Consider the following 21,955-nt stretch of genomic DNA (forward strand, 5'->3'; position numbering starts at 1 on the left):
AACGGTAGGCGCTCGCCAGCCCCCGTTCGGGACTTTCACCCTAGAGATGACGCCCATGCTGGGCGTACTAAAAAACACACCGGAGAACATTACGTTCTCCGGTGTGTCAAAACCTAATAGGTTTTATTATTTGGCACTGTTAACATAAGTGTTAAGATTTGTTGTTGTATTGTTGAAGGTAACGTCTGCAGTCAAGTAATGGCCTGCTACATTGTTATCTTTACCAACAGTAACAGTGAATGTGGATGTGTTAGCTGTGAAAACAGTTTTATCTGCATAGTTTGCGCCACCAATGTGAACATTAGCAACGTTAGCTACATTCTTATCCAAGGTAACAGTCACAACACCTGTTTCCTTATCGTAGCTAGCACTTGTGATTGCCACTCCGTTTGGAGCTTGAGTAGAAGCTTCAACTCTAAACTCGTCGGATTTAGCAGCAGCAGTTTTTGTGTCACGGGCAACAATGTACTGAGCGTTCTCTTTCACTTTTACTGAAACTGGTACGTTCCGGTATTTAGAATCAAGAGAAACTTCAACTTTTCCGTCTACATTTTTCGTAGCGTACTCACCAACTGCAATTAACTTATTAGTTGAAAGGTCCTTAATTTCGAGGTCATTTCTCATATCAGTTCCTGTTACTTCATACTTCGATTGAACATAAGTTGAGAAGCTAACCGTAAACTTATCTACATCTCTTGGAGAAACTCCAGTTACTCTTGGCGCTGCAGTAATGTTAAGAGTCATGTCAACATTGTTAGCATAGTTAGTCTTGTTGTTAGAGTATGTTTCAATCGAGTTGTTTGCAAACAAGGTAACGCCGCCGCCTGTAATATCAGAGTTAGCTTTCAAAGTAACTTTGTTCTCATCATAAGTTACTGTGGATGGGTAAGAACCGTTGATCAGGAAATCACCCACGCTAGCACGTGCAATTACTTGGTTGAACTCAAGTTCAACTGTTTTAGCGTCAGTTTGTTTTGCTCCCAACAATCTCAAATCGTTATTTTGTCCTAAACTTACAGGATCCCAGTTAACGACTTGACCAGTTTTGGATGTGAGACCAAATGCATACACTTTGGATACAGATCCATTTGGACCAAATGTAACTTTTGTTCCGTTAATGTACTCTGGGAACTGGAGAACTACGGATTTGCCACCATTAACTGCATCAACAGTCACTTCGTTAGGCAGAGCAATTCTTTGAGTAGTTCCACCATTCTTTGTGAATTCGATATAGTAGTTACCTTTTTCTCTAACTTTCGAAAGATCCATTTCTCTTCCGAAGTGCAAAGCAACCTTACGATTTGTTTGGTTGTAATCAATTTTCGAAATACTTGGGCTTGTAACATCCACAGCTTCGAATGAACCATTGTATTCATCCATTACGTTTCTCAATGCAGTCATATCTTCTACATCTTTAATCTTCAAGCTGTAAGTGCCAGCTTCAAGGTTATTAAAGAAGTATACATTGAAGATTTTGTTGGAAGAATCAGCAGGTACAACTTGTTTTACAGAAATTGTCTTGTCGCCTTTTTTAACTGTGTAGTACTTAATGTCCGCAGCTTTAACAGCTTTGTCAAAACGTACTGTCAGTGCATCATTTCTTTCAACACCATAGGTCGCTTCAAGAACATGAGGACGAGTCAAGTCAACACTTGCTGTAACTTTATGTTCTTTAAGTGCGTTTGCGTTACCGGAGTAATCTTTAACTTCAATAAACAAGGAAGTTTCATATCCTGGCAAACGATTATCAGTGAAATCTATTTCATATACGTTTGCAGCGATTTGAGTTGCTTTTCCTTTTTTCTTGCTATCGCCAGACTTCCAGTAGAAGCTATCTTCTTTAACAGAATCCGGATCGATTTCTTCATTAAAAGTTACAGTTACTTTTTCCAATGTAGCGGAGAGATCAGTAACTTTCGGGCCCTCAGTATCAACAGCAACTGTGAATTCTTTAGTATCAGCCAAAGACTTCAGACCTGCATAGTCCTCAACCAGGGAAGCAGTCAGTTTGTGTGTACCAACAGAGAGGTCGCCTGTGTAGTTTTTCAAGATCACTTCTCTTTTGTTCTCACCTTGTGTTACGGAGCCAACAAACGCTTTATCATCCAATTGGAAGTTGCTGCTAGTTGGAGCAACAGTAGGTTCAGAGAAAGTAACTTTGATAACTTTAGTTCCAAGACCTTTTACTTCAGAAACTGTTGGAAGCGTATTGTCGGACGAAGAGAAAGACACTTCACCTTGTGGGATTGTAGCACCTTTGTCGCCTTTAACATTCTTCACAACAATCTTGTATGTTGTTCCTTGTACGAATTTACTGGATTCGTTCAACAGGATACGTACAGATTTACCATCTTCCAATACGGAAATGGATTTGATTCCTTTAGAGTTGGAATCGATAACATAGTTGTTTTTGTCGGTAGCAGACGCTCTGTCAACTTTGCCATCAAATACAACGTCAACTTCTTTCAGGTTAGTGGAAGTTGCGGATTGAACCTTTGTTGCAGACTCAACAACCCACGTTACGTTGTGTGTATACTCTTGATTTTTATGTGTAAACTTCACGTCAGTTGCTACATTAGCTTTTAGTGGAGTATCAAGCGTTACTTTTACAATTTCATTGTCAGCAAGCTTGAATTCAACTACTTTACCGTCCTCTTTAACATCATAAGAAACCACTTTTGGTTTTTGTTGAGTCAGGTAGATTGTGTAAGCAACTTCAACCAATTGGGAACGGGAAGCGTTAGCTTTAGGGTTTGTTTTAGCATCTACCAAACCAGCGTTGATTGCTGCTTGAACATAACCTTTAGCCCAGTCAGAAGCATTGTTGTTCGTTTCTGTTGGAACATCAAGCTTTTGAGCAATAACGAGAACCTTCGCCATTTCTTGAACGGTGATTTTACCGTTGAAGTCGAAGATCATTTTCGTTGTGTTTTTACCTTCCATGATACCTGCAGAGTATACTGCTTCTACATAAGGAGCTGGCCATTTGTCAGCTTTGTAGTTTTTGTCTTTGAAAGACGCTTTACCTTGGATTGGCTCAAGACCCATGAGACCTACCAGAACTTTCGCGAACTCAGCGCGAGTCATTTCTTTGTCAAGGCCAGCAGTTTGGTCTGGATAGCCAGTGAAGATACCTTTTTCTTTCAATACATCAAATTTCTGTTGTGTGTTAAGCGCATCGTCACCGAATGCAACAGAAGCAAACATGGAGAATGCCATTGCTGTAGACAGTGCTACGGATAAAATTTTCTTCATAACCTTTTTTTCTCCTCCTTGAATCATCACTTGATTGTTTTCTTTAATTTGATAGCCCTTATCACTCATTGTCGTGCACCTCCTTTCCCGAGTTGAGCATAAATCATAAATGATGTCTGTGACGATATCACAGAATCTTGTTAACGAGAGAACACTACAAACTAGAATAGATTCCTAATCCTACCTAGGTATTATACAACGAGTCCCATACTCCGTAAAGAACAATTTTCTAATTAATAGACAATCTTCTTGTTTCGGATAATCTTGGGTTCCTCATTGGGTTCTACATTATAAACGTTTGATTTCTCAAAAAGTTGCGGTTGTTGCAAAGTTTTTTAAAAAATATTTTCGAAATCATTCTCGATTCGCATAACATTGGGTACATTACATATTGCGACAACAAAAAAGACGCCCTGCGGGCGCCCTTTGTAGAATACTAGCGAATCTTCATAGCAAGCTGGATAATTCGTGCACGCATCTCCGGATTACTATGCAGCGTGCTGTACATCTGATCAATCTCTGCTTTATTCGTACGATATGATTTGTCATGTTTTATTGTTGTATGAGACCATTGGATCAACGCATTCTCAGCCGCTGTCATTTCGTTAAATGAATCATGAAAGCCTGTCTCAACAACGAGTCCCTCCATGACTTCCTGAGTTACCTCATCATGAGCGGCACGAGCCAGCTCAATCTTCTTCTCCATCACTTTGGCTTTTTCCTCGAACTTGGTCTTCGCCTTCATGTAGTCGAGCTGCGCTTTTGATAATATCGGCTTCATAAATTCATCTTCACCCTCTAAAAATAGTATGTGCTTCCGCTATTGTAGCGTATTCTACATGAAATTACAAAACATTAGATATTGGTAACCGGTTTCTTGGTCCATCATACCGTCCTTAAGATCTTGTTAATTATGTTATATATCACCTTATCCAACATAATTTGCACATAAGAAAACGAGAGCACAGCCATCAGAAGTTAGGCGTCTGCTCTCGTTCCTTTTGTCCTACAGTTTCTTCTTATTATATAACCTACATCATTTTAAGTTTGTTCATCATGCGTTTCACGATCGTCGCCGTATCTGCACGATTCAGAACAGCATCCGGGTTGAAGTTATACGTCGGTTTCTTCTCGCCTTCTTTCAAGCTGTTGGCAACACCAGTGATGATTCCGGCCTTACTTACAGCAAGAATGGCTGGATAAGAGTAATTCGATTTGATTTTGCCGACATCTTCGAACTGCTTCTGAAGTGCTGCTTTATCTTTTTCGATCTCACCCATCTTCAGGTTGAGCGCACGTGCAATCATGTTGGCCGCTTCTTCACGAGTCAGTTCCATATTAGGAGCAAAGCTTCGTGGCGCAATGCCGCGAATGATTCCTTTTCTGGCAGCTGTCTCAATATAACGGTAATCCCACTGCATGCTATTGACAACACTTTCCTGATAAATGTCATCAAAAGTGAGCTTGTTCTTATCGGTATCATAATCCAACGGAATGTCCAGCAGCTTCACTATAATAGTAGCTAATTCACCGCGAGTCATTGGATCATACACGCCGAATGCATCCGTCTTGGACGCCTTCATGTATCCTCTGGCCAGCATCAATTCAATATCGTTGCGGGCCGTCTTATGTGAGATCGCATCGGAGTAGCTATAACGCAAGGATTTAACTGCGTAATAACCAAATCCCTTAAATGGAGCCGTAACAGTTTTCTTCTTGGCATCCACTTTCCCGCCGATGTTGATCCAAGTACCTTGGGACGGGTTATACCACCAAATGCCCAAGTTGCTGGAAGCCGAGTTCACCAGTGCAGAATCATATTTCAAGGTAATTGTACCTTTTTGGGACAACTCCATCCAGTTCTGGGGAATCAAGCGTTGATGGAATTCATTCCCTTTTGCGTACGGATGCGCTGCTGCTTTCACATTAAAGTCCTCTACGTTGCTGCTGTATGCATTAAGCGAACCCGCATCCAGCCAGTAAAGAGGTGATGAATAGCCGTAATGGGCTGCCGGAGTGAAACGGAACGCATTGTTGTTATCCCCTGGAATGAGGGACAGGCGTCCATCCATTTCTACACTGTTCTCGATTTCGCCGATCCGATTGTAAGCCTTAACGGTCCGCCCATCGATCTGGTTGGCAATACCAAACAGGATGTCGTGCTCGCCGAGCAGATTGATCGTAGGCACTTCTGCATTCGGACTTGATTTTGCCTGTTGAAGCACCGTGCCTTTCGGCAAGGAAAGAGACAAATCACCTTTAAATACTTTAACCTTACCTGACTTCGAAATATTTGTTTTAAACTGGGAGCCTTCCGTTGCATCATCCGTGTACATTACAACGAATTGCCCGCTTGTCTTTTTGGTACCTTGCTCGATCGTGAACTTAATCGTATTTTTACCGTTTTTCAGGTTCTTGACCTCAAGACGGAAAATGTCGCTGATTTCGGATTTCACCATTGGCGTTTTGCCAATCAGAATGGAATTAGCTCCTTCAGCCTTGATGCTTACCTCTACAAAGTTCTGTTTCAATACGCCTTCGTTAGGGAGCCTAGGAGAAAGAACTTCATAAGGTGCACGCTCACGAGTAATTTCAATGGTATCTGTGGTCGTAACCGACTGATAACGCGAACCGATGCTGATTGCCTGCAATCCAACCTCTGGAAGCGCGAGTTCTTTAAATACTACGCGAGCAGAGCTGGAGTTTGAACCATTAACAATGGAATAGTACAGGCTGTGATCCGCTTGATTAATGGCATCCAATTGCGTCTTCAGTGCCCCGCCAGAGAGAGTCCAGGTTCCTGTATTGTCTTTGGTAAAGACTGCAAAGATGGATGGCGTAGGATGGCTGAGGTTCACCGTGATCTCATCAGTATATTCCACTTCAAAGCGAAGACCCAGAGCCTTCTCATATGTGTTGTAAGCATTCTCGGCCGTTTCTCTGAACAATCCATCCGGATCGGATTCCGTTGCGGAACCAACCGGGAATGGAATCATGTTTTTGATAACCGAACGAGTATCGCTAAAATACAACAGAGTTAGTTTCGTCGAGATTTTTCCGCTCTTGTCAGCGACCACCAAAGTATTCGGACCTGGAATCAGCTGCAGGAACGTCGTATCTGTAAAGCTGAACTCGCCATTTCCGCTCACTGTCAGATCGCGAGTGTTACCATTCAAGGAAATCGTAAGTCCTGATGTTCCCGTGTAGTTCACAATCCGACCCGTTACTTGATTGAAATCTGTACTATTCTTAAACACCTGATTGTTGTACAAATGATAAATATCAATATACGTGGAGGACAGGAACGTTACCGGGATCACCTTGGTATCGGAGACGCCTGATGCATTGCTGACCTTGATGATCAGATTTTGTTGTCCAGAAGGCAGATTGGTGATTTTGAAAACTGTGTTTCCATTATAAGTAAGTTTCTGAGCAATCGTGCCGCCGCCCTTGCTCGATTCAATCTCAACATCACCTGCGTTCACTTGCTCCACCATTAAGTAGATTGGCAATTCGTTCAGGACGGTATCGTTACCGCTTGGAAAAATGGACTGGGAGGTAGCTGATACCGTTCCGCCACTCTCTGTTACACCGTATAGCTGATACACCTGCTTGATGGTAGGTGCATTGACGTCACGATAAGTGAAAGGATTTTTCACATCGAAACCAGTGGTTGTATCCTTAGTGTAAACAAAGTACTCTCCGCTCTGCGTGATGCTAACTGAGCCAGTGGTTGTAAAAGGATACATCAATGAATTGCCTAGCACGCTTGCTGGGCCTACGGTTGCCAACGAGCTCATGATTGGCACCGTGGATCCTGTCGGAAATACGGATACTTCAAGAGTTGGAGGTACCGCTGGCGTACCAGCCGGAGGAGCATCCATGATAACATAACCGGAGATGACGCCGTCAACAGTACCAGTTACAACGGCCTGCCCATCGATCTTGGTGTTACCAATCTGCAGTTGATTGACCGTCAATGAGCCTGTCGGATGATATACGACCTGTCTATTAATGGTCTGGGTCTTCGATTCTGAGTTAACAACGATAACCAAATCGTTGACACCCTTCTGCAATTGGATCCCTGCGGAGTAATACGTATCGCCACCGCCCGGATACATGGCCATCCCGTTAACGGTCACGCCTTTGGAGCCATTAGTTGCTTTTACCGAGATACTAACCGTCTGTGTGGTAACGACAACTGGCTTGGAAGCATTCTCTTCCAGGACACGTCCATCACTGAGCGCTACTTCATAAACAGCCGGTACGTCTGAAAACTTCACATAAGCCGTGGCACTCATCTGCTGACCTTGCGTGCTCATACCGGACACGATAATTTTGTTCACGCCCTGATTCAATTGGACATTCAGGAATTGGAACGTATTCGCGGCTTCGTCCAGGATCGGCTTGACACCTGTTCCGCCTGTGGTTGTATCATCAAAGCGTTTAATCTCATACGAGATGGTATTCGGGTTAATGCCGTTGTAGGTACCCGAAACCGTAATAGAATTCCGGTTCTCCGGTGTTGGGGAATTCGGATCCGTACTTAGATTTGAAAAGTGAAAATACAAGGCTCCATTTGCAGCTGAAGCCGGTAAAGCCGGAATTAGGGAAAAGAACATAGCAATGGCCAATAACAGGCTTGCTATTGTACGGAAATTTTTCTTCAACGGTTGTGCCTCCTTGATCATTCGGACGTTGGCGTCCGTTTTGGGTGTTACGTCGTTCACTGGGTCCCCTCGCTTTCACTGACAGATTGGTTCTATCGCATAGTTCATATATCGGAAACGAGTGTCCTATTATTTAGCAAAAATCACAAAAAAGCCTCACCCTTTTTGGGTGAGGCTGGCATGTCCGATTTGGACGCATCATGAAAAAGAATAAGTTCTACTTGGTGCGGCTTTCGGGATTTGCCTTCATTCGCATCCGATTGATCAGACCCAAAATCGGCCGTTTGGTCTTGCCGACCAGTCCGATAATTTCAGCACCGATCTGCATGAAACACATCATAACGCAGATAACGACGAAGGTTACCCAGTTTGCTTCATACATGGCAGCCGAAGATTGAATGACAGCCAGTACGCCGAAAAATGCGGCAATTACATAAATGATCAACACCGTCTGACGGTGACTGAATCCTAGCTCGCGCAGACAGTGATGCAGATGTCCTTTGTCTGGAGCGAAGATCGGTTTCTTCTGGATTTTACGACGGATGATAGCGAAAAACGTATCAGACAACGGAACACCGATAATAATTAGCGGCGTAATGAAGGATACAATGGCAATCTGTTTAAATCCAAGCAGGGATAGCATGGCCAAACAGAATCCAAGGAATAACGAGCCCGTATCCCCCATAAAAATCTTGGCCGGATGGAAGTTAAAGAATAGGAACCCGATAATGCTTCCGAGAAGCAGCAGACATAGCAAGGCAACAGTGGTGTTACCCATCAAGACGGCCATGACCAGAATCGTGCCGATCGCAATGCCCGATACACCGGCTGCAAGTCCATCCAGTCCGTCAATGAGATTAATCGCGTTGGTTACGCCGACAATCCAGAAGATTGTCAGTGGAATCGATACCCAGCTCTCCAACATGGAGTACCGGTCCTGGAACGGTATATTTACAAAGTCCACGGTAATATTAAATCCGAATACAACTACGCAAGCAGCTGCAATTTGAGCCAAAAACTTCACTTTGGCCGAAAGTTCAAATCGATCATCCAAGGCTCCGATCAATACGATCATGGAACCACCGATTAGAAATGCCTTCATAAAGTTGGCATCGCGAGGCGACAGGCTATCCGGAAGAAAAGGAAGAACTGCAATCAGTCCAATAATAAAAGCCAGATAAATGCCGAGTCCCCCGAGTCGGGGCATGATCCGGGTATGAACCTTGCGGGCGTTAGGAACGTCAACGGCACCAATCTTAACGGCAAACTTCTTCACAAGCGGCGTTAAGAGCAGAGCGAGCGTCAGCGATATGATAAACCCGATGATGTATATCATTAACATGTAATCATTCGACCCCCAATATTGTCTACCGGTTGAATTATACTCCCTTCGGGTCCGAAAACCAATACCAATTTCCGGTGAAATCCCGGATTTTCCCCACAGAAATGAGCCATTTAGCTCGATTTCGTTACGTTTTCTTTCTCGCGCAGCACTTTCACTACGAATTTCGGCAGCGCAAGCATTCTTTTGTAGCGGGTAGGCTCCTTCAGAAGGCGGTAAAACCATTCGAGACGCAGCTTTTGGAATACCTTCGGTGCCCGCTTCAGTTTGCCGGAGATAATATCAAAAGATCCCCCGACTCCCATAACAACCGGAACTTGAAGCGATTGTTTGTGCTGGGCAATCCAAGGCTCTTGAGTGTCCGCACCACGGGCGACAAACAAAATATCCGGTGAAGCTGCCCGGATCTGTTCAATGACGGCAGCATCTTCATCAGGTCCAAAAAAACCGTCCCGATAGCCGCATATAATGGCAGCCGGATATTGCATTTGTAACCTTTCGGCAGCTTCCTGAATCACTTCGGCGGTTGTCCCCAGCAGAAAGAACTTCCATCTATAGGTTTCCCCGGCCTTCAACAATTCATGTAACAGCTCAAAGCCGGTTACGCGCCCCTCTAGCGGTTCGCCACCCACACTGGCAGCCCAGACGATCCCCGTGCCATCCGGAACGATGATTTCGGCACTTTGCATCATCTGTTTATATTCCGGATGGTTCACGGCCGTCATCACCATGATCGGATTTGCTGTTATGACATGGTGGGGCTGCCTCGACTGCACTGCTTCTGTCAGGAATTTCACCGTATCTTTCATACTGAGCTTGGAAAAAGGAATCTCGAACACCGATACGGTAGGAAATGGATAGGTCTGTTTCATGTTTATCATCCTCTATGGCGTAAATATTGGGCAATGTGGCGTGCAGGCAGAGCAGCCTCTTGTTTCAATACGGTAATCTGCTCGCCGTGCTCCACTTTCCATGCCGTTGCATCGTCCAGCAGCTTCAGCATCTGATCCTTTAACGTATCTGCGTCAAGGGATTCACTGCTTCCCACAGGCTCGCTGTCAAGTCGCTTCAAAAAGTGATTGATTTTCGGATCATAGGAAATTCCGAGCAACGGCACACGCTGATTCGCGGCATAGATCAGGCTATGCAGACGCATGCCCAATATCATATCACAACGGCTAACCTCTCGCAGCATGTCCTGAGGCTGCTTCTCATCACGATAGAAACTGATTTTCGAACCATTCTTGGAAATATCGCCAATGCCACTAGCAATAAACTGCGAAGCCTCAAGATCTTCCGGCTGATAAAAAGGGAGAAAACGAAGATGTACCGGACGCTGTGCGGCTAATCCCTTTAAACCTTCCGCAATAGCCTTCAGCTCTTTGCGTTCCGGATGCCAATATCGAACCGATATACCGATAACCGGCAGAGAACCTTCCCCATCCATCACGCGATTTGATAGCGAGAGCTTCGCTAATGGTTCTTCGGGTGATTCACGATGTTCTTCTATAGAAGAAACTGATGCAACACCGTTCTCGTCAAGCGCCGATCCTGGGTTGGAATCAATATGAACACCTCCGCCTTCTGGCAGCGGCAAGCCCATCACCGGATCCGGCACGACGTGAATGGCTTCCCCTGATATTCCCATGGACTGAAGCAGTTCGCCTGACTGCATGTCACGCACCGAGATGTAGGTGCATTTACGGAAGATCGAGCGAATCATCGGATAAAACAGCTTACGGTTAACCGGACCTACGCCCTGTGCATAAATAAACGTCGGTTTACCAAGCCACTGCGCGATTTTGAGAACGCCCAGGTAATACGGGATCGTTTTCGGGCTGGTGGCATCCTGCAGCAAGCTTCCTCCACCGCTGATCAAGCCGTCACTGTCCTTGATTGCCTGTCGAACTTCTCCCAGCCTCATCCGGTGTACGGACTTTACCCCATAAACCGCTGAGGTCCATTCGGGATCAATGGAAAGTACAACGGGGTTGATATCAACCCCCGCCGCCTTTCCTTCCTGCTCCAGTGCGGTCAGGATGGATTTCAGGACCGCTTCGTCACCGCTATTTTTGAATCCGTAGTATCCGGAAATGACTATTGTTTTAGAAGTGGAGACCATCGTTTCCAGATCCTTTCTGCCACTTGCCATACCAATATCGCGATCAATCCGATAATCAAGCCGAGTCCAAGACCCAGTACAACGCGAATGGCCGAAATATAGAGTGGCGTGTGAATATGCGTGAATGTTCCGACCATCGACAGCTGCCCCATCACACCGATAATGAGCAGATAAACGGCATGACGGTATTTAAATGACAGGAAGACGCCAAGCACCATCATTGGATGGGCAAGCAAGAACTCCTTGTTACGCGGACGTACGCCAAACGTATTTTCCAAGAATGTACGGAATGTCATTTCGATCGAGGACACAGAGCCTGCATTACCTGTACGGGTGAGATAATACCAACCGACGATAGCCACAATGCCGGCTGCGATGACCCATGTCAGTGAGATCGGCGCTTTAAGCAATTTCAGAATCGATCTATAAGGCGATCCACCGCGGTACAGAACCACGTAGATTGCAATGAGCCCAATCGGTGCCGCAGCCAGCAAATTCACGCCGCGAAACTGGTCCAGAACGAGCATGTAGGTCACATTGTTCAATAATGCGACAACGATCGGTACAGCTGCGAGCGATAAGATCGTGGTCTTTATCAATAATACGATCGAATGGGTCACTCTTCTGCCAGAACTCATGTCCGGTATGCTCTGCTGCGTTTCATTGACTTTGCGAATGGCCAGAATGACGGAAACCGTTGGAGCACTGATCGCGGCAAATAAAGCCAAGGCCTGCTCAAGCAATGTCGGTTTCAGAACATACAATCCCGCACTGCCCAAAAGCCCGATCAGGAAAGCGGCAATCGTAAGGAACGGAATGTAATAGGAAATCATGAGCGAAATCAGAGCTACGGCTCCGACGACAGCCCCAAGCTTGAAGTAACGCTGCAAGGAAGAGTCTGTTACCTTAAACGGCTCTGCAGGACCCATAGTGAAACCATTATCCTCCATCTGCTTAATGGCCTGACCCGCTCCGGTCAAACTGTCGATCAGATTATCCAGCGGGTGGGTAACGGACGCTTTGGTCATATCCCGGCTCGGCTCGGCGTTTAAATAGAACATACGAATGTTACGGTCTTTGGAAGCCAGAGCAAAACGTTCCCCAATAACCTCAGGTTCCAGATTAGCATCCCGCTCGCTCAGGGAATAAATACGGGTTACATTGTAATCTGTTAAATAGGCAAGCTTCGTAAATCCTTTTTGCGGACGCTTAATATTCTCAATCGCCACGAGGCCGATACCATGTTGGTTCAAAAGCTCACCAAAGGAATCCAAGCTTTTCATGTCTGCATTATCGTTGAAGCCTTTGGCGGAATCACCTTCAAACAAAATTCGTTTTACGCCGTTTTCCGCGAAGTACGACATCAGCTTCTCCATATAGGCCTGGTCATACGGAAGACTGTCCGACAGACGCGGCACAATGTTAAAGCCCTTCTCTCGCAGCATGCCAATGGTAATCGGGTCTGGAGACAACGGTTTAATGACCGCATTGGAACGCGGAGTTTCCAGCACCAATCCATCCACTCCACGCTCGAACTGCCAAGATCTTACCGGAATGCCCAACCTCGTGTAGGTTTCTTCGATAATGGGTTTAATTAAAGTCGCGCTTTCCTCGTTCAGGAATGAAACATACGTAAAATTCTCGTTCGGGGAGACCGTCGTACCTGTCAGATCGGCGACCTGCTGCCCGTCATATACCGATATTCGCCGCGATTTCACCAGCTCGTCCAGCGTGCTTTCATAGAGTGCCATACTAATTACGCCAGCTTCTTTAAGGCGATCCAGCTGCTCGGATACAAAATCCTCCGGCTTGGATTGATACACCGCGACATCCAACAAATCCCGATAATCAAACACCAACTCTACATTCTTTGATGTTGATTCTGTTTGCAGTCGGTCATAACCTACCGGCAGTGCCGCTGCAACGCCAAGAACAACCAGAATCCACAGCCACTTGCGGGCTGCTGTGTTCCAGCGTTTCCAATTCTGAACCACGAAAGTACCTCCTCATCGAACCTATGGAAATTTACGATGGAGGGCAACAGCCCTTTTTGGCCTTGCAACAACCATCGTAAATTCCCTTCGTTCTCTTCTCTCATTAAATGTATCTATGTTTAAGCGTCTACCCGGGCCATGACTTGATCCGAGAGCGATTGAATTTTGCGCTTCGCATCGGCGAGGGATTCGCCGCGTACGGCAAAATAGACTTTGATCTTCGGCTCGGTACCCGAAGGTCTCAGGCAGAACCAAGATCCGTCTTCAAGCAAATACTTCAACACATTTTCCTTCGGCAATCCGTCCAGGCCTTCCGCATAATCAAGCACCTGCTTAACCGACACGCCTCCGACATCCCCGGGCGGATTGTCGCGCCAATCAGACATCTTCGCTTGAATCTGGGCGACGCCATCCTTACCCTTGAGCGTCCGGGATTCCAGTGTCTCGAGGAAATAACCGAACTGCTCATACAGCTCCTGAAGCACATCGTACAGCGTCTTGCCATGTCCTTTGTAATAGGCTGCTGCTTCGCATATCAGCATCGAAGCCAATACTGCATCCTTGTCACGGGCATAATTGCCTGCCAAATAGCCGTAACTCTCCTCATAACCAAACAGATACGTATGACTTCCGGACTCCTCGAACTGGGTCATTTTCTCACCAATGTATTTGAAGCCCGTCAATGTATTCAAGACGGTGGCATCATAATGCTCGGCAATCGCCGCCCCCATCTCACTTGTTACGATCGTCTTTATAACAGCACCATTGTCGGGCAGCTTACCCGCTTCCTTCAATTGACCCAGCAAATAGTGGATCATAATTGCGCCGGATTGATTGCCTGTCAGTACGACGTATTCGCCCTGGCTGTTCTTCACGACAGCCCCCATGCGATCCGCATCGGGATCTGTCCCGATCAAAATGTCTGCTCCCACTTCCTCACCAAGCTTCATCGCCAGTGTGAAAGCTTCCCGCTCCTCCGGATTTGGAGATTTGACGGTGGAGAAGTTTCCATCCGGCTCTGCTTGCTCCACAACGACATGAATATGCTTAAAGCCGATGTTGCGAAGCACGCGCTCTACGGGTTGTTGTCCTGTTCCATGCAGCGGCGTAAATACGATTTTGAAATCCTCGCCAAGCTTGGATGCGATAAGTTCCCGATTCACACTGACATTCGTCACCGTATCCACAAAAGCCTGGTCCTCCGCTTCGCCCAGCCAAACCAGCAGGCCTTGAGCCTCTGCATCAGCTTGAGACAGCCTCTTGACCGCGGAGAAAGAATCGACCTCCTGTATCCGGGCAATTACGTTCTCTGCTTCGTGCGGTACCAACTGGCCGCCTTCACGGTTGTACACCTTATAACCGTTGTATTCCGGCGGATTATGGCTTGCCGTGATAACAATCCCTCCGGTAGCACCCAAGTGACGCACGCTGAATGACAATTGCGGCGTTGAACGCAAGGAAGGATACAGCTTCGCTACAATCCCGTTTCCGGCCAGAACCAAAGCAGCCTCTAACGCAAATTCCGGTGAGTAATGCCGGGAATCATGGGCAATGACAACAGAAGGCTTGCCCTCCGCGGTGCCATGGGCCTCCAGAATATATTGGGCAAAGCCTTGTGTTGCGCGACCTACCGTATATTTATTAATCCGGTTGCTGCCTGCACCAATAACCCCGCGCAGACCACCCGTTCCAAATTCCAGATCACGATAAAACCGTTCCTCCAGCTCTTTGGTGTCGTGCTCGAGTGAACGCAGTTCCTGTTTCGTCTCCTCATCTACATAAGGATCATTCAACCAACGTTGCAGCGTATCGATTGTTCTCTGACTCATCTCTGACATGAAAAAAAGTCTCCCTTCCTCATCCAAACAAGAATAGTCTGAAAATTACTCCTTATCCGCGAGAGCAAACATAATCTCTCCCTCGGCAACTACACGTCCATCCACCGTCGCGGTTGCTTTCCCTTTACCAATCATGCCCTTCAAGCGAATGATCTCGACTTCCAGCCGCAGCGTATCTCCCGGTACCACTTGCCCACGGAAACGGAAACCGTCAATGCCCGCCAAAAAGCCAAGCTTTCCCCGGTTGCTCTCTACATTGAGAATCGCTACAGCGCCGACTTGCGCCAATGCTTCTACAATCAGGACTCCCGGCATAACAGCATATTCAGGGAAATGCCCGACAAAAAAAGGTTCATTGATCGTCACGTTCTTAATGCCGACCGCTCGTTTGCCGTCCTCAATCTCCACAATCTTATCGACCAGCAAAAATGGGGGGCGATGGGGAATAATTTCTTGAATCTGTTTGATGTTCAACATAGTATTAAAATCCTCCTTATGTACGTACCCGCCAAGCATAGCGTCTGAAAAGGGGTGTTCGTTCCATCTGCTGCCGCTGTGCCGCTTTCTCAAGCCGCGGGAGGTATTATTTGCGGTTGTATCATGCTTGCTCTTGAGGTTTTCTTAACAAATTTCAGATCATATGCATAAAAAGAAGGATCTGCGGAAAAAATGATGGATATCCTTCACCGCTGCAGAAGTGAAGGTTTTAGATAAGGGGCTTTCTCCAATCGGACACTTGTGTACGAGGAGAGGGCCCTTTTACATACATCCGTCCATTGTCATGAAATGACAAAGTTAATACGCAAGTCCCATCCCATTATACCGTTTAACCCAAAAAAAAGAAAACTCCCTTAAAGGGAGTTTGGCATCTTATCTCAAGACATGGTGTTCACACTGACCTCTCGTCACGGTGCGAAAATTAAATCAAAAACATGCTTCCATGTGCCCCATTCAAACACTTCACTGAGCTCCTGATCGCCAAGGACAACATATCCGAAGACCATGCCTCCGAATAATGCCAATACGAGCAATACAGGAATCATGATACGGACAGCGATTTTCCATCCGGATGTCTTGGGACCTTTTTTGGCGTTTGATTCACTCATGATGCCCACCTACCCTCGCATTGTGTTGGCAAGGTTCATCATGGTATCGCTTGAACTAAGCGCACGTGCCGTCAACTGGTAGGCCCGCTGAACTTCCATCATTTTGGTCATCTCGTCGGTCAAATTGACATTCGATTGTTCCATAAATCCGGACAGTACCTTCGATTTAAGAGGCTCGCCTGGAGCCGCCGGTGTCAAATCGAACACATCGCCTTCCGCCAAACCGTTTCCTACAACGAACAGATTATCGCCGACAGCGACCAAGCCCTCCGGACGCTCAAGCTCGACCAGCTTCAAGGTTGCATAAGGAGCCGTACGTCCCGTGGGGGTCTCCACGATAATCTGCCCTTTCTCGTTAATGGCAACTTTCCCTTTGGCCGGAAGTGAGATTGGCTTATTGTTCACGTCAAGTACAGGATAGCCTTGTGAATTGACCAAGAGTAGGTTGTTAGGGTTACGGGCATCCGGAGATACATGGAATCCGCCTTCGCGGGTATATCCAATCGCGCCATCTCCCTGAACGGCAAACATGGCTTGTCCATCAATCATCAGATCGAGCGGATTTCCGGTTTCCTTCATGGCTCCCTGCTCCATGTTCTGCACAACGGAAGATAGTTTCATGCCATACCCGAGTGTATAGCCAAGCGGTGTCGCACGGCCCGTCCGGTCGAAATCCTTGTGATGTCGCTGAACCTGCGTCAGCACATCTTCAAAGGATCCCTCCTTTTTCTTATAACCAGCCGTATTGACATTTGCTATATTGTCCGCAATGACATCCAATCGCTGCTGGAGGGCATTCATCGACACCATGGCGCTAATCATCGAGTTGTTCATCACTTACCTCCCGTGGGCTCACATTTTCATACAGCAGCGTGCTGCTACTTACAGACACAGCTTAGACGCGGCCGATCTCATTGACCGCCTTCTCCAGCGTTCTGTCGTAATACTGAACGATTTTTTGGTTCGTTTCATACGCGCGCAGCGCAGCTGTCAATTCCACCATCGATTGCGTGGGATCCACGTTGGACCCCTCAATAAATCCCTGACGGACCACTCCGTTATCGGCCGTCGCCATAAAACGCACTTCACCGTCCGGATCGGCCATACGGAACACGCCATGCCCTTCGCGAATCAGTCCATGAGGTTGGCTCACGATGCTGACTCCAAGGATGATACCTGTCCCTCTGCCAGCTGCGTCCATGATTTCTCCTTGCTCATTCACTGTAAAGTCACTCGCCGGACCTGTCAATACAATCGGTCTGTTATTGTTATCCAGAACCTGATAGCCGCTTTGGCTCAATAGGTTACCTTCAGGGCTAACCCGGAAGCTGCCGTTACGGGTGTAGCGGATATCCCCGCTCTCATTCTGAACGGTGAAAAACCCTTCCGGCCGGTAGATCACCTCACCGTTCTCATCGACGTATCTGCCGGAAGCATCAAACGGATAAGCTTGGCCCGTTGCTGGATTCTGTACCGTAAAAGAGGACACCAGCGCAAAGTCTGTTGTCTTGCCCGTTTCCCGGAGCGCACCTTCGGTATAAAGGGATATGCTCTCCTCAGCGTAAACACCGGTGTTGAACTTGCCCAGCTTCCGTCCCGCATTCGCCGAATCATTGCCGCCGATCATGGAGACAAGCACTTCGGGGAATGAACGCTGTACGCTGTTCGTTGCCTTGTAACCCGTCGTGTTGACGTTGGCAATGTTCTGCGTCACCGTATTATGTCGCTGCTCCTGGGTCATCATCCCTGAAGCTGCTGTATATAGACCTCTTAACAATGAAGGCACTTCCCTTCCAAAATAGATGCGTGAATGGCCGCTGCGCTGACAGATTGTATTTCCAATCGCTGCTGTCAGCATGACCATTGTATGTTGCAGACTTATGTAGATGCATCGTATGGATACAGATTAAAAATCAAACATCACGTTCCTATCATCTATATCGGAAGGTTAGAACTTTTTCTTTACGACCTTGTCCAAATTATCCAGCATAATTCCCGTTCCCTTAACCACACAGTGCATCGGATCCTCCGCAACAAGCACCGGCACCCGCAGCTCGTCCGTCAACAGCTCGTCCAAACCATGAAGCAGTGCGCCACCGCCCGTCAATATGACGCCGCGATCGATAATGTCCGCCGACAGCTCCGGCGGCGTCCGCTCCAATACGGATTTGGCTGCGAGTACGATCGATGACACCGGATCCCACAGAGCTTCCTGCACTTCGGCTGAAGACACCGTGACGGTAAACGGCAGACCCGAAACCATATCGCGTCCGCGAATATCCATCTCAGCTTGTCTACCACCTGGACGAACCGTTCCAATCGCCATCTTCAAATCTTCTGCCGTTCGTTCCCCGATCAGTAATTTATATTTTTGCTTCACGTACTTTGTAATCGCTTCGTCGAACTTGTCCCCTGCCATTTTAATCGAAGAAGCGGTGACGACATCGCCCATGGACAGGACGGCCACATCCGTGGTGCCGCCCCCGATGTCCACAACCATGTTACCGCTCGGTTGGAAAATATCCATCCCTGCGCCAATTGCCGCTGCCTTCGGTTCTTCTTCCAGGAACACATCCCTTGCGCCGCTGCGCTCAGCCGCTTCCCGGATCGCCTTCTGCTCCACCGAAGTAATGTTCGTCGGTGCACAGATGAGGATTCGGGGCCGGCTGTGCCAACTGCGCGCGCCCACGCGATCAATAAAGTACTTCAGCATTGCTTCCGTAATTTCGAAGTCGGCGATGACCCCATCCCTCAGCGGGCGGATCACCGTAATGTTGCCGGGAGTGCGCCCGATCATGCGCCGTGCTTCCTCACCGACGGCAAGGACTCGTTTGGCGTCGGTCTCAATAGTGACAACGGAAGGTTCGTCTAACACTACCCCCTTCCCCTTTACGTGAATGAGCACGTTCGCCGTTCCGAGATCGATTCCAATATCCTTGCTCAACATCATGAAAAGCCCCCAAAGTGTTATTTTATGGTAAAAGAGTCTGTTCTCTGTACCGAACCATCCTTCGACATAATCTAGCAACCGATGATGATGTTCGGCAAAACAGGTCCCATATTTCGATCCTATACCAGCTTTTAACATATCATACTTTAGGGGAGGGATTCAACGCCAATCTAGCGACCAAAGCCCTAAAAAATCAGGATTTCGCCGTGGCCACCGGTTCACGGTTGCTGCCGGTTTTTTTGTACTTGATCTTAGTAGCTTCTCCGCCTCTCAGATGGCGGATGGATTTGTGGTATTCGAGAATGTGCTTCACCTGATCCGCCAGGTCCGGGTTGATCTCCGGCAGACGTTCGGTTAAGTCCTTATGCACCGTGCTCTTCGACACGCCAAACTCTTTGGCTATAGTTCGAACCGTATGCCTCGTTTCCACGATACAGCGTCCGATCTTAATGGTCCGCTCCTTGATGTAATCGTGCACGCTCCCGCCTCCCTACTGTGTGGATAGTTTGGTACATTATATGAGGGGCATGACGGGATATTCGCGGTTTCAAGGGCTGACAAGCTTACTTGGACTCATTTATTTTCTGGACATGCCCGTGACGGACAAGTCTAAAATGTCCACAATGCAAGGCGCAGCAAGGGTTGGACTTGCCGTCCAAACCCGCAACAAAAAAAAGACAGGATCACAAGATCCTGCCCTCTTCAAGTGCGCGGTGGGCGCATGGCTACAAAGAAATGAAATTATTTTTGCGGAAGCACGCTCACAGGGTTGACCAGTTTCCCGCCCTCGTACACTTCGAAGTGCACGTGGTTGCCGAGATCCTTCTCAAGCTCACTGCGTCCGGCAGTCGCGATGGAATCGCCCTGCTTCACTTCAGCGCCTTCCTTCACTTTCACTTCGTTCAAGCTTTGGTACACGGTTTTCGTGTCACCCGACGTAATTTCCACAACATTGCCGTTAACCGGATGATTCTCGACCCGGGTCACTTTACCTGTCAGTGCGGCACGAACTTCAAACATCGTGTCATCCGCAGCGGCCAAGTCGATTCCCAGATTCGGCGTGAAGGTGTCATTGTATTGCACCATCGCCTCTTGATGTGTTTCCGGGTTTGTCTCGTCAAAGTAAGGCTTGACGATGCTGACTGCCACGTCGTCGGCTACCGGCCAGATCATCGATTGAGCATTGGCCGTCACTTCTACAGCTTCTCCATCATTGCCTTCCGTTGCAGCAGGTTTCTCTGAACCTTGTACCGATCCCGATACGGCTGTTTCTTCCCCTTGTGGCTTCAGCGTTTTTTGGCTGGCGTCCTGGTAGACCCACACGAGGGTTAGTATAATTGCCGCTGCTGCTAAGTATGCTGCCGGGAACACCCACCGTTTGGATAATGCTTTCTTCCACGAAGATGACGGTACCGTCGAATCTCCTTGCACAGTTTTAGGAGTTTCTTCGTGGGGTTTACTATTTTTGTTCTGTTCATTCATTTGCAATCACCTCAGTAACCATTGTTACCGGGGTCAACTCTTTTATACGTAATCTAACTATTATTTTTTTGAAGAGAGAAGATTTGAAGTTTTGTCAAAAGAAATATTCGTATAATAGTGCTCCAGAATCTCTTTCGCTTTATATCCTTCGCGGGCCATGCCCTCTGCTCCGTACTGGCTCATGCCCACGCCGTGGCCATTGCCGTAGGTCGTTATCTCCATCTCGCCGTCTTTCATATGAAGGGTGAATTGGCTGGACCGAAGCCCCAGCTTCTCTCTCACCTCGCGACCGGTGAACTTCTTGCCGCCAACCCGTACGCTCTCAATTCGATGACCTTGCGTATACGAGAGTACTTTCAAAAAAGAAGCCCCCCCATCCCCGCCTGCCGATACCGGTACGGCTCCATCCGTCAGGCCGAGCTTTCCTATGAATTCCGAACGGGGCATCGTGATTGTTGTCTTGTACTTGGGTGAAATCTGTTTATCCCATGGACTCTCGACACTTCGCAGATAGGGAATCTCGTTCTTCCAATAATCCTCTGAATTTTCGGTATACCCGTTACTGGTGGAGAAAAAAGAAGCCGTAATCGGTTGACCCTCATACGTCATCACCACTCCTGTCGTTTCATTCACCGCTTGCTGGAGCTTCGCCAGCTCTGCTTCCTTCCCCAGCCGCTGCCATTCCATCGTAAGTTCGTCTTGGGCAATATAAGCTTGGTGACTGACCGTATCGGTCACCACGGCCTTGCCGTCCGGCACGCCGCTGCGGTCGCCGGATGCAAGCCGCTGCACGATATAGGTCCGTGCCGCGATGGCCTGGGCCTTGAGTGCCTCCAGTTGGAACTCGGCCGGCATCTCGGCGGCCAGGACGCCGACGAGGTATTGTTCCAGCGGCAATTCCTCCACGGTATCCGTCTTGGTTACATAGACGGATACCGTGGGCTCTTCCGCCGCCTGCGGCTCGGCGGAAGGCAGCGGGGCCGGCCCGGGCGGCAGCGGCTCTGGTGCGTTGTTGCCGGGGGCAACCACCAGCAGAGGCAGCGCCAGCGCCAAGGCCAGCAGCACCGCCACCGCCCAGACGGCGGGGTGCACCCGGACCCGCCGCCTTCCGGCGGCCGGGCGCCGCGCGGCAAAGCCGCGGCGCCCCCAGCGCGCTGGCCGCACACGGAACGTGCGGCCGCCGCGCGGCACGCGGC

At 47.9% G+C, this 21,955-nt stretch carries 16 protein-coding genes; all 16 read right to left on the bottom strand.

Annotation, left to right across the window (positions count from 1 at the left end):
- Positions 1 to 126: 126 nt before the first annotated feature.
- On the bottom strand, positions 127 to 3,324 hold the full coding sequence (locus tag J7E85_RS33415) for an S-layer homology domain-containing protein (RefSeq protein ID WP_215164250.1): 3,198 nt from the start codon (positions 3,322 to 3,324) through the stop codon (positions 127 to 129).
- 367 nt (positions 3,325 to 3,691) lie between these two features.
- The gene (locus tag J7E85_RS33420) at positions 3,692 to 4,036 is read right to left on the bottom strand and encodes a hypothetical protein (RefSeq protein ID WP_215164251.1); all 345 of its coding nucleotides are present in this window, start codon (positions 4,034 to 4,036) and stop codon (positions 3,692 to 3,694) included.
- Between the two features lie 250 nt (positions 4,037 to 4,286).
- Positions 4,287 to 7,925, bottom strand: coding sequence for an S-layer homology domain-containing protein (locus J7E85_RS33425; protein ID WP_215164252.1), 3,639 nt, complete (start codon positions 7,923 to 7,925; stop codon positions 4,287 to 4,289).
- A 217-nt stretch (positions 7,926 to 8,142) separates the two neighbouring features.
- The gene (locus J7E85_RS33430; RefSeq protein WP_215164253.1) at positions 8,143 to 9,267 is read right to left on the bottom strand and encodes a glycosyltransferase family 4 protein; all 1,125 of its coding nucleotides are present in this window, start codon (positions 9,265 to 9,267) and stop codon (positions 8,143 to 8,145) included.
- A 113-nt stretch (positions 9,268 to 9,380) separates the two neighbouring features.
- Positions 9,381 to 10,139 (bottom strand): WecB/TagA/CpsF family glycosyltransferase, encoded by a 759-nt coding sequence (locus J7E85_RS33435; RefSeq protein WP_215164254.1) that lies wholly within the window; start codon positions 10,137 to 10,139, stop codon positions 9,381 to 9,383.
- 5 nt (positions 10,140 to 10,144) lie between these two features.
- Positions 10,145 to 11,389 carry a polysaccharide pyruvyl transferase CsaB gene (csaB, locus tag J7E85_RS33440; RefSeq protein ID WP_215164260.1) on the bottom strand — a complete coding sequence of 415 codons (1,245 nt, stop codon included), beginning with the start codon at positions 11,387 to 11,389 and terminating at the stop codon, positions 10,145 to 10,147.
- Positions 11,365 to 13,383, bottom strand: coding sequence for a DUF5693 family protein (locus J7E85_RS33445; protein WP_215164255.1), 2,019 nt, complete (start codon positions 13,381 to 13,383; stop codon positions 11,365 to 11,367). Before J7E85_RS33445 ends, csaB begins: the two co-directional genes overlap by 25 nt.
- A gap of 119 nt (positions 13,384 to 13,502) precedes the next feature.
- On the bottom strand, positions 13,503 to 15,221 hold the full coding sequence (locus tag J7E85_RS33450; RefSeq protein WP_215164256.1) for a phospho-sugar mutase: 1,719 nt from the start codon (positions 15,219 to 15,221) through the stop codon (positions 13,503 to 13,505).
- A 45-nt stretch (positions 15,222 to 15,266) separates the two neighbouring features.
- On the bottom strand, positions 15,267 to 15,698 hold the full coding sequence (gene fabZ / locus J7E85_RS33455; RefSeq protein ID WP_007133270.1) for a 3-hydroxyacyl-ACP dehydratase FabZ: 432 nt from the start codon (positions 15,696 to 15,698) through the stop codon (positions 15,267 to 15,269).
- 428 nt (positions 15,699 to 16,126) lie between these two features.
- On the bottom strand, positions 16,127 to 16,327 hold the full coding sequence (locus J7E85_RS33460; protein WP_215164257.1) for a DNA-directed RNA polymerase subunit beta: 201 nt from the start codon (positions 16,325 to 16,327) through the stop codon (positions 16,127 to 16,129).
- 9 nt (positions 16,328 to 16,336) lie between these two features.
- Positions 16,337 to 17,161, bottom strand: coding sequence for a flagellar hook-basal body protein (locus tag J7E85_RS33465; protein ID WP_215164258.1), 825 nt, complete (start codon positions 17,159 to 17,161; stop codon positions 16,337 to 16,339).
- Between the two features lie 61 nt (positions 17,162 to 17,222).
- The gene (locus J7E85_RS33470) at positions 17,223 to 18,104 is read right to left on the bottom strand and encodes a flagellar hook-basal body protein (protein WP_215164261.1); all 882 of its coding nucleotides are present in this window, start codon (positions 18,102 to 18,104) and stop codon (positions 17,223 to 17,225) included.
- 171 nt (positions 18,105 to 18,275) lie between these two features.
- Positions 18,276 to 19,274: a rod shape-determining protein gene (gene mreB / locus J7E85_RS33475; RefSeq protein ID WP_215164262.1), complete on the bottom strand. Its 999-nt coding sequence runs from the start codon at positions 19,272 to 19,274 to the stop codon at positions 18,276 to 18,278.
- 196 nt (positions 19,275 to 19,470) lie between these two features.
- Positions 19,471 to 19,755: a sporulation transcriptional regulator SpoIIID gene (gene spoIIID / locus J7E85_RS33480; RefSeq protein ID WP_009594246.1), complete on the bottom strand. Its 285-nt coding sequence runs from the start codon at positions 19,753 to 19,755 to the stop codon at positions 19,471 to 19,473.
- Between the two features lie 263 nt (positions 19,756 to 20,018).
- The gene (locus tag J7E85_RS33485) at positions 20,019 to 20,759 is read right to left on the bottom strand and encodes a peptidoglycan DD-metalloendopeptidase family protein (protein WP_215164259.1); all 741 of its coding nucleotides are present in this window, start codon (positions 20,757 to 20,759) and stop codon (positions 20,019 to 20,021) included.
- A gap of 60 nt (positions 20,760 to 20,819) precedes the next feature.
- The coding region (spoIID, locus tag J7E85_RS33490) for a stage II sporulation protein D (protein WP_251036239.1) at positions 20,820 to 21,955 on the bottom strand (1,136 nt) is incomplete at its 5' end.

Origin of the sequence: Paenibacillus sp. ISL-20 (genome assembly GCF_018613005.1) — a bacterium.
Lineage (GTDB): Bacteria > Bacillota > Bacilli > Paenibacillales > Paenibacillaceae > Paenibacillus_AQ.

What these genes read in the sequence shown, in the direction of transcription:
- J7E85_RS33415 (WP_215164250.1), bottom strand. Translation starts at nt 3,324, where the DNA reads ATGAGTGATAAGGGCTATCAAATTAAAGAAAACAATCAAGTGATGATT.
- J7E85_RS33420 (WP_215164251.1), bottom strand. Translation starts at nt 4,036, where the DNA reads ATGAAGCCGATATTATCAAAAGCGCAGCTCGACTACATGAAGGCGAAG.
- J7E85_RS33430 (WP_215164253.1), bottom strand. Translation starts at nt 9,267, where the DNA reads ATGTTAATGATATACATCATCGGGTTTATCATATCGCTGACGCTCGCT.
- J7E85_RS33435 (WP_215164254.1), bottom strand. Translation starts at nt 10,139, where the DNA reads ATGAAACAGACCTATCCATTTCCTACCGTATCGGTGTTCGAGATTCCT.
- csaB (WP_215164260.1), bottom strand. Translation starts at nt 11,389, where the DNA reads ATGGTCTCCACTTCTAAAACAATAGTCATTTCCGGATACTACGGATTC.
- J7E85_RS33450 (WP_215164256.1), bottom strand. Translation starts at nt 15,221, where the DNA reads ATGTCAGAGATGAGTCAGAGAACAATCGATACGCTGCAACGTTGGTTG.
- fabZ (WP_007133270.1), bottom strand. Translation starts at nt 15,698, where the DNA reads ATGTTGAACATCAAACAGATTCAAGAAATTATTCCCCATCGCCCCCCA.
- J7E85_RS33460 (WP_215164257.1), bottom strand. Translation starts at nt 16,327, where the DNA reads ATGAGTGAATCAAACGCCAAAAAAGGTCCCAAGACATCCGGATGGAAA.
- J7E85_RS33465 (WP_215164258.1), bottom strand. Translation starts at nt 17,161, where the DNA reads ATGAACAACTCGATGATTAGCGCCATGGTGTCGATGAATGCCCTCCAG.
- mreB (WP_215164262.1), bottom strand. Translation starts at nt 19,274, where the DNA reads ATGTTGAGCAAGGATATTGGAATCGATCTCGGAACGGCGAACGTGCTC.
- J7E85_RS33485 (WP_215164259.1), bottom strand. Translation starts at nt 20,759, where the DNA reads ATGAATGAACAGAACAAAAATAGTAAACCCCACGAAGAAACTCCTAAA.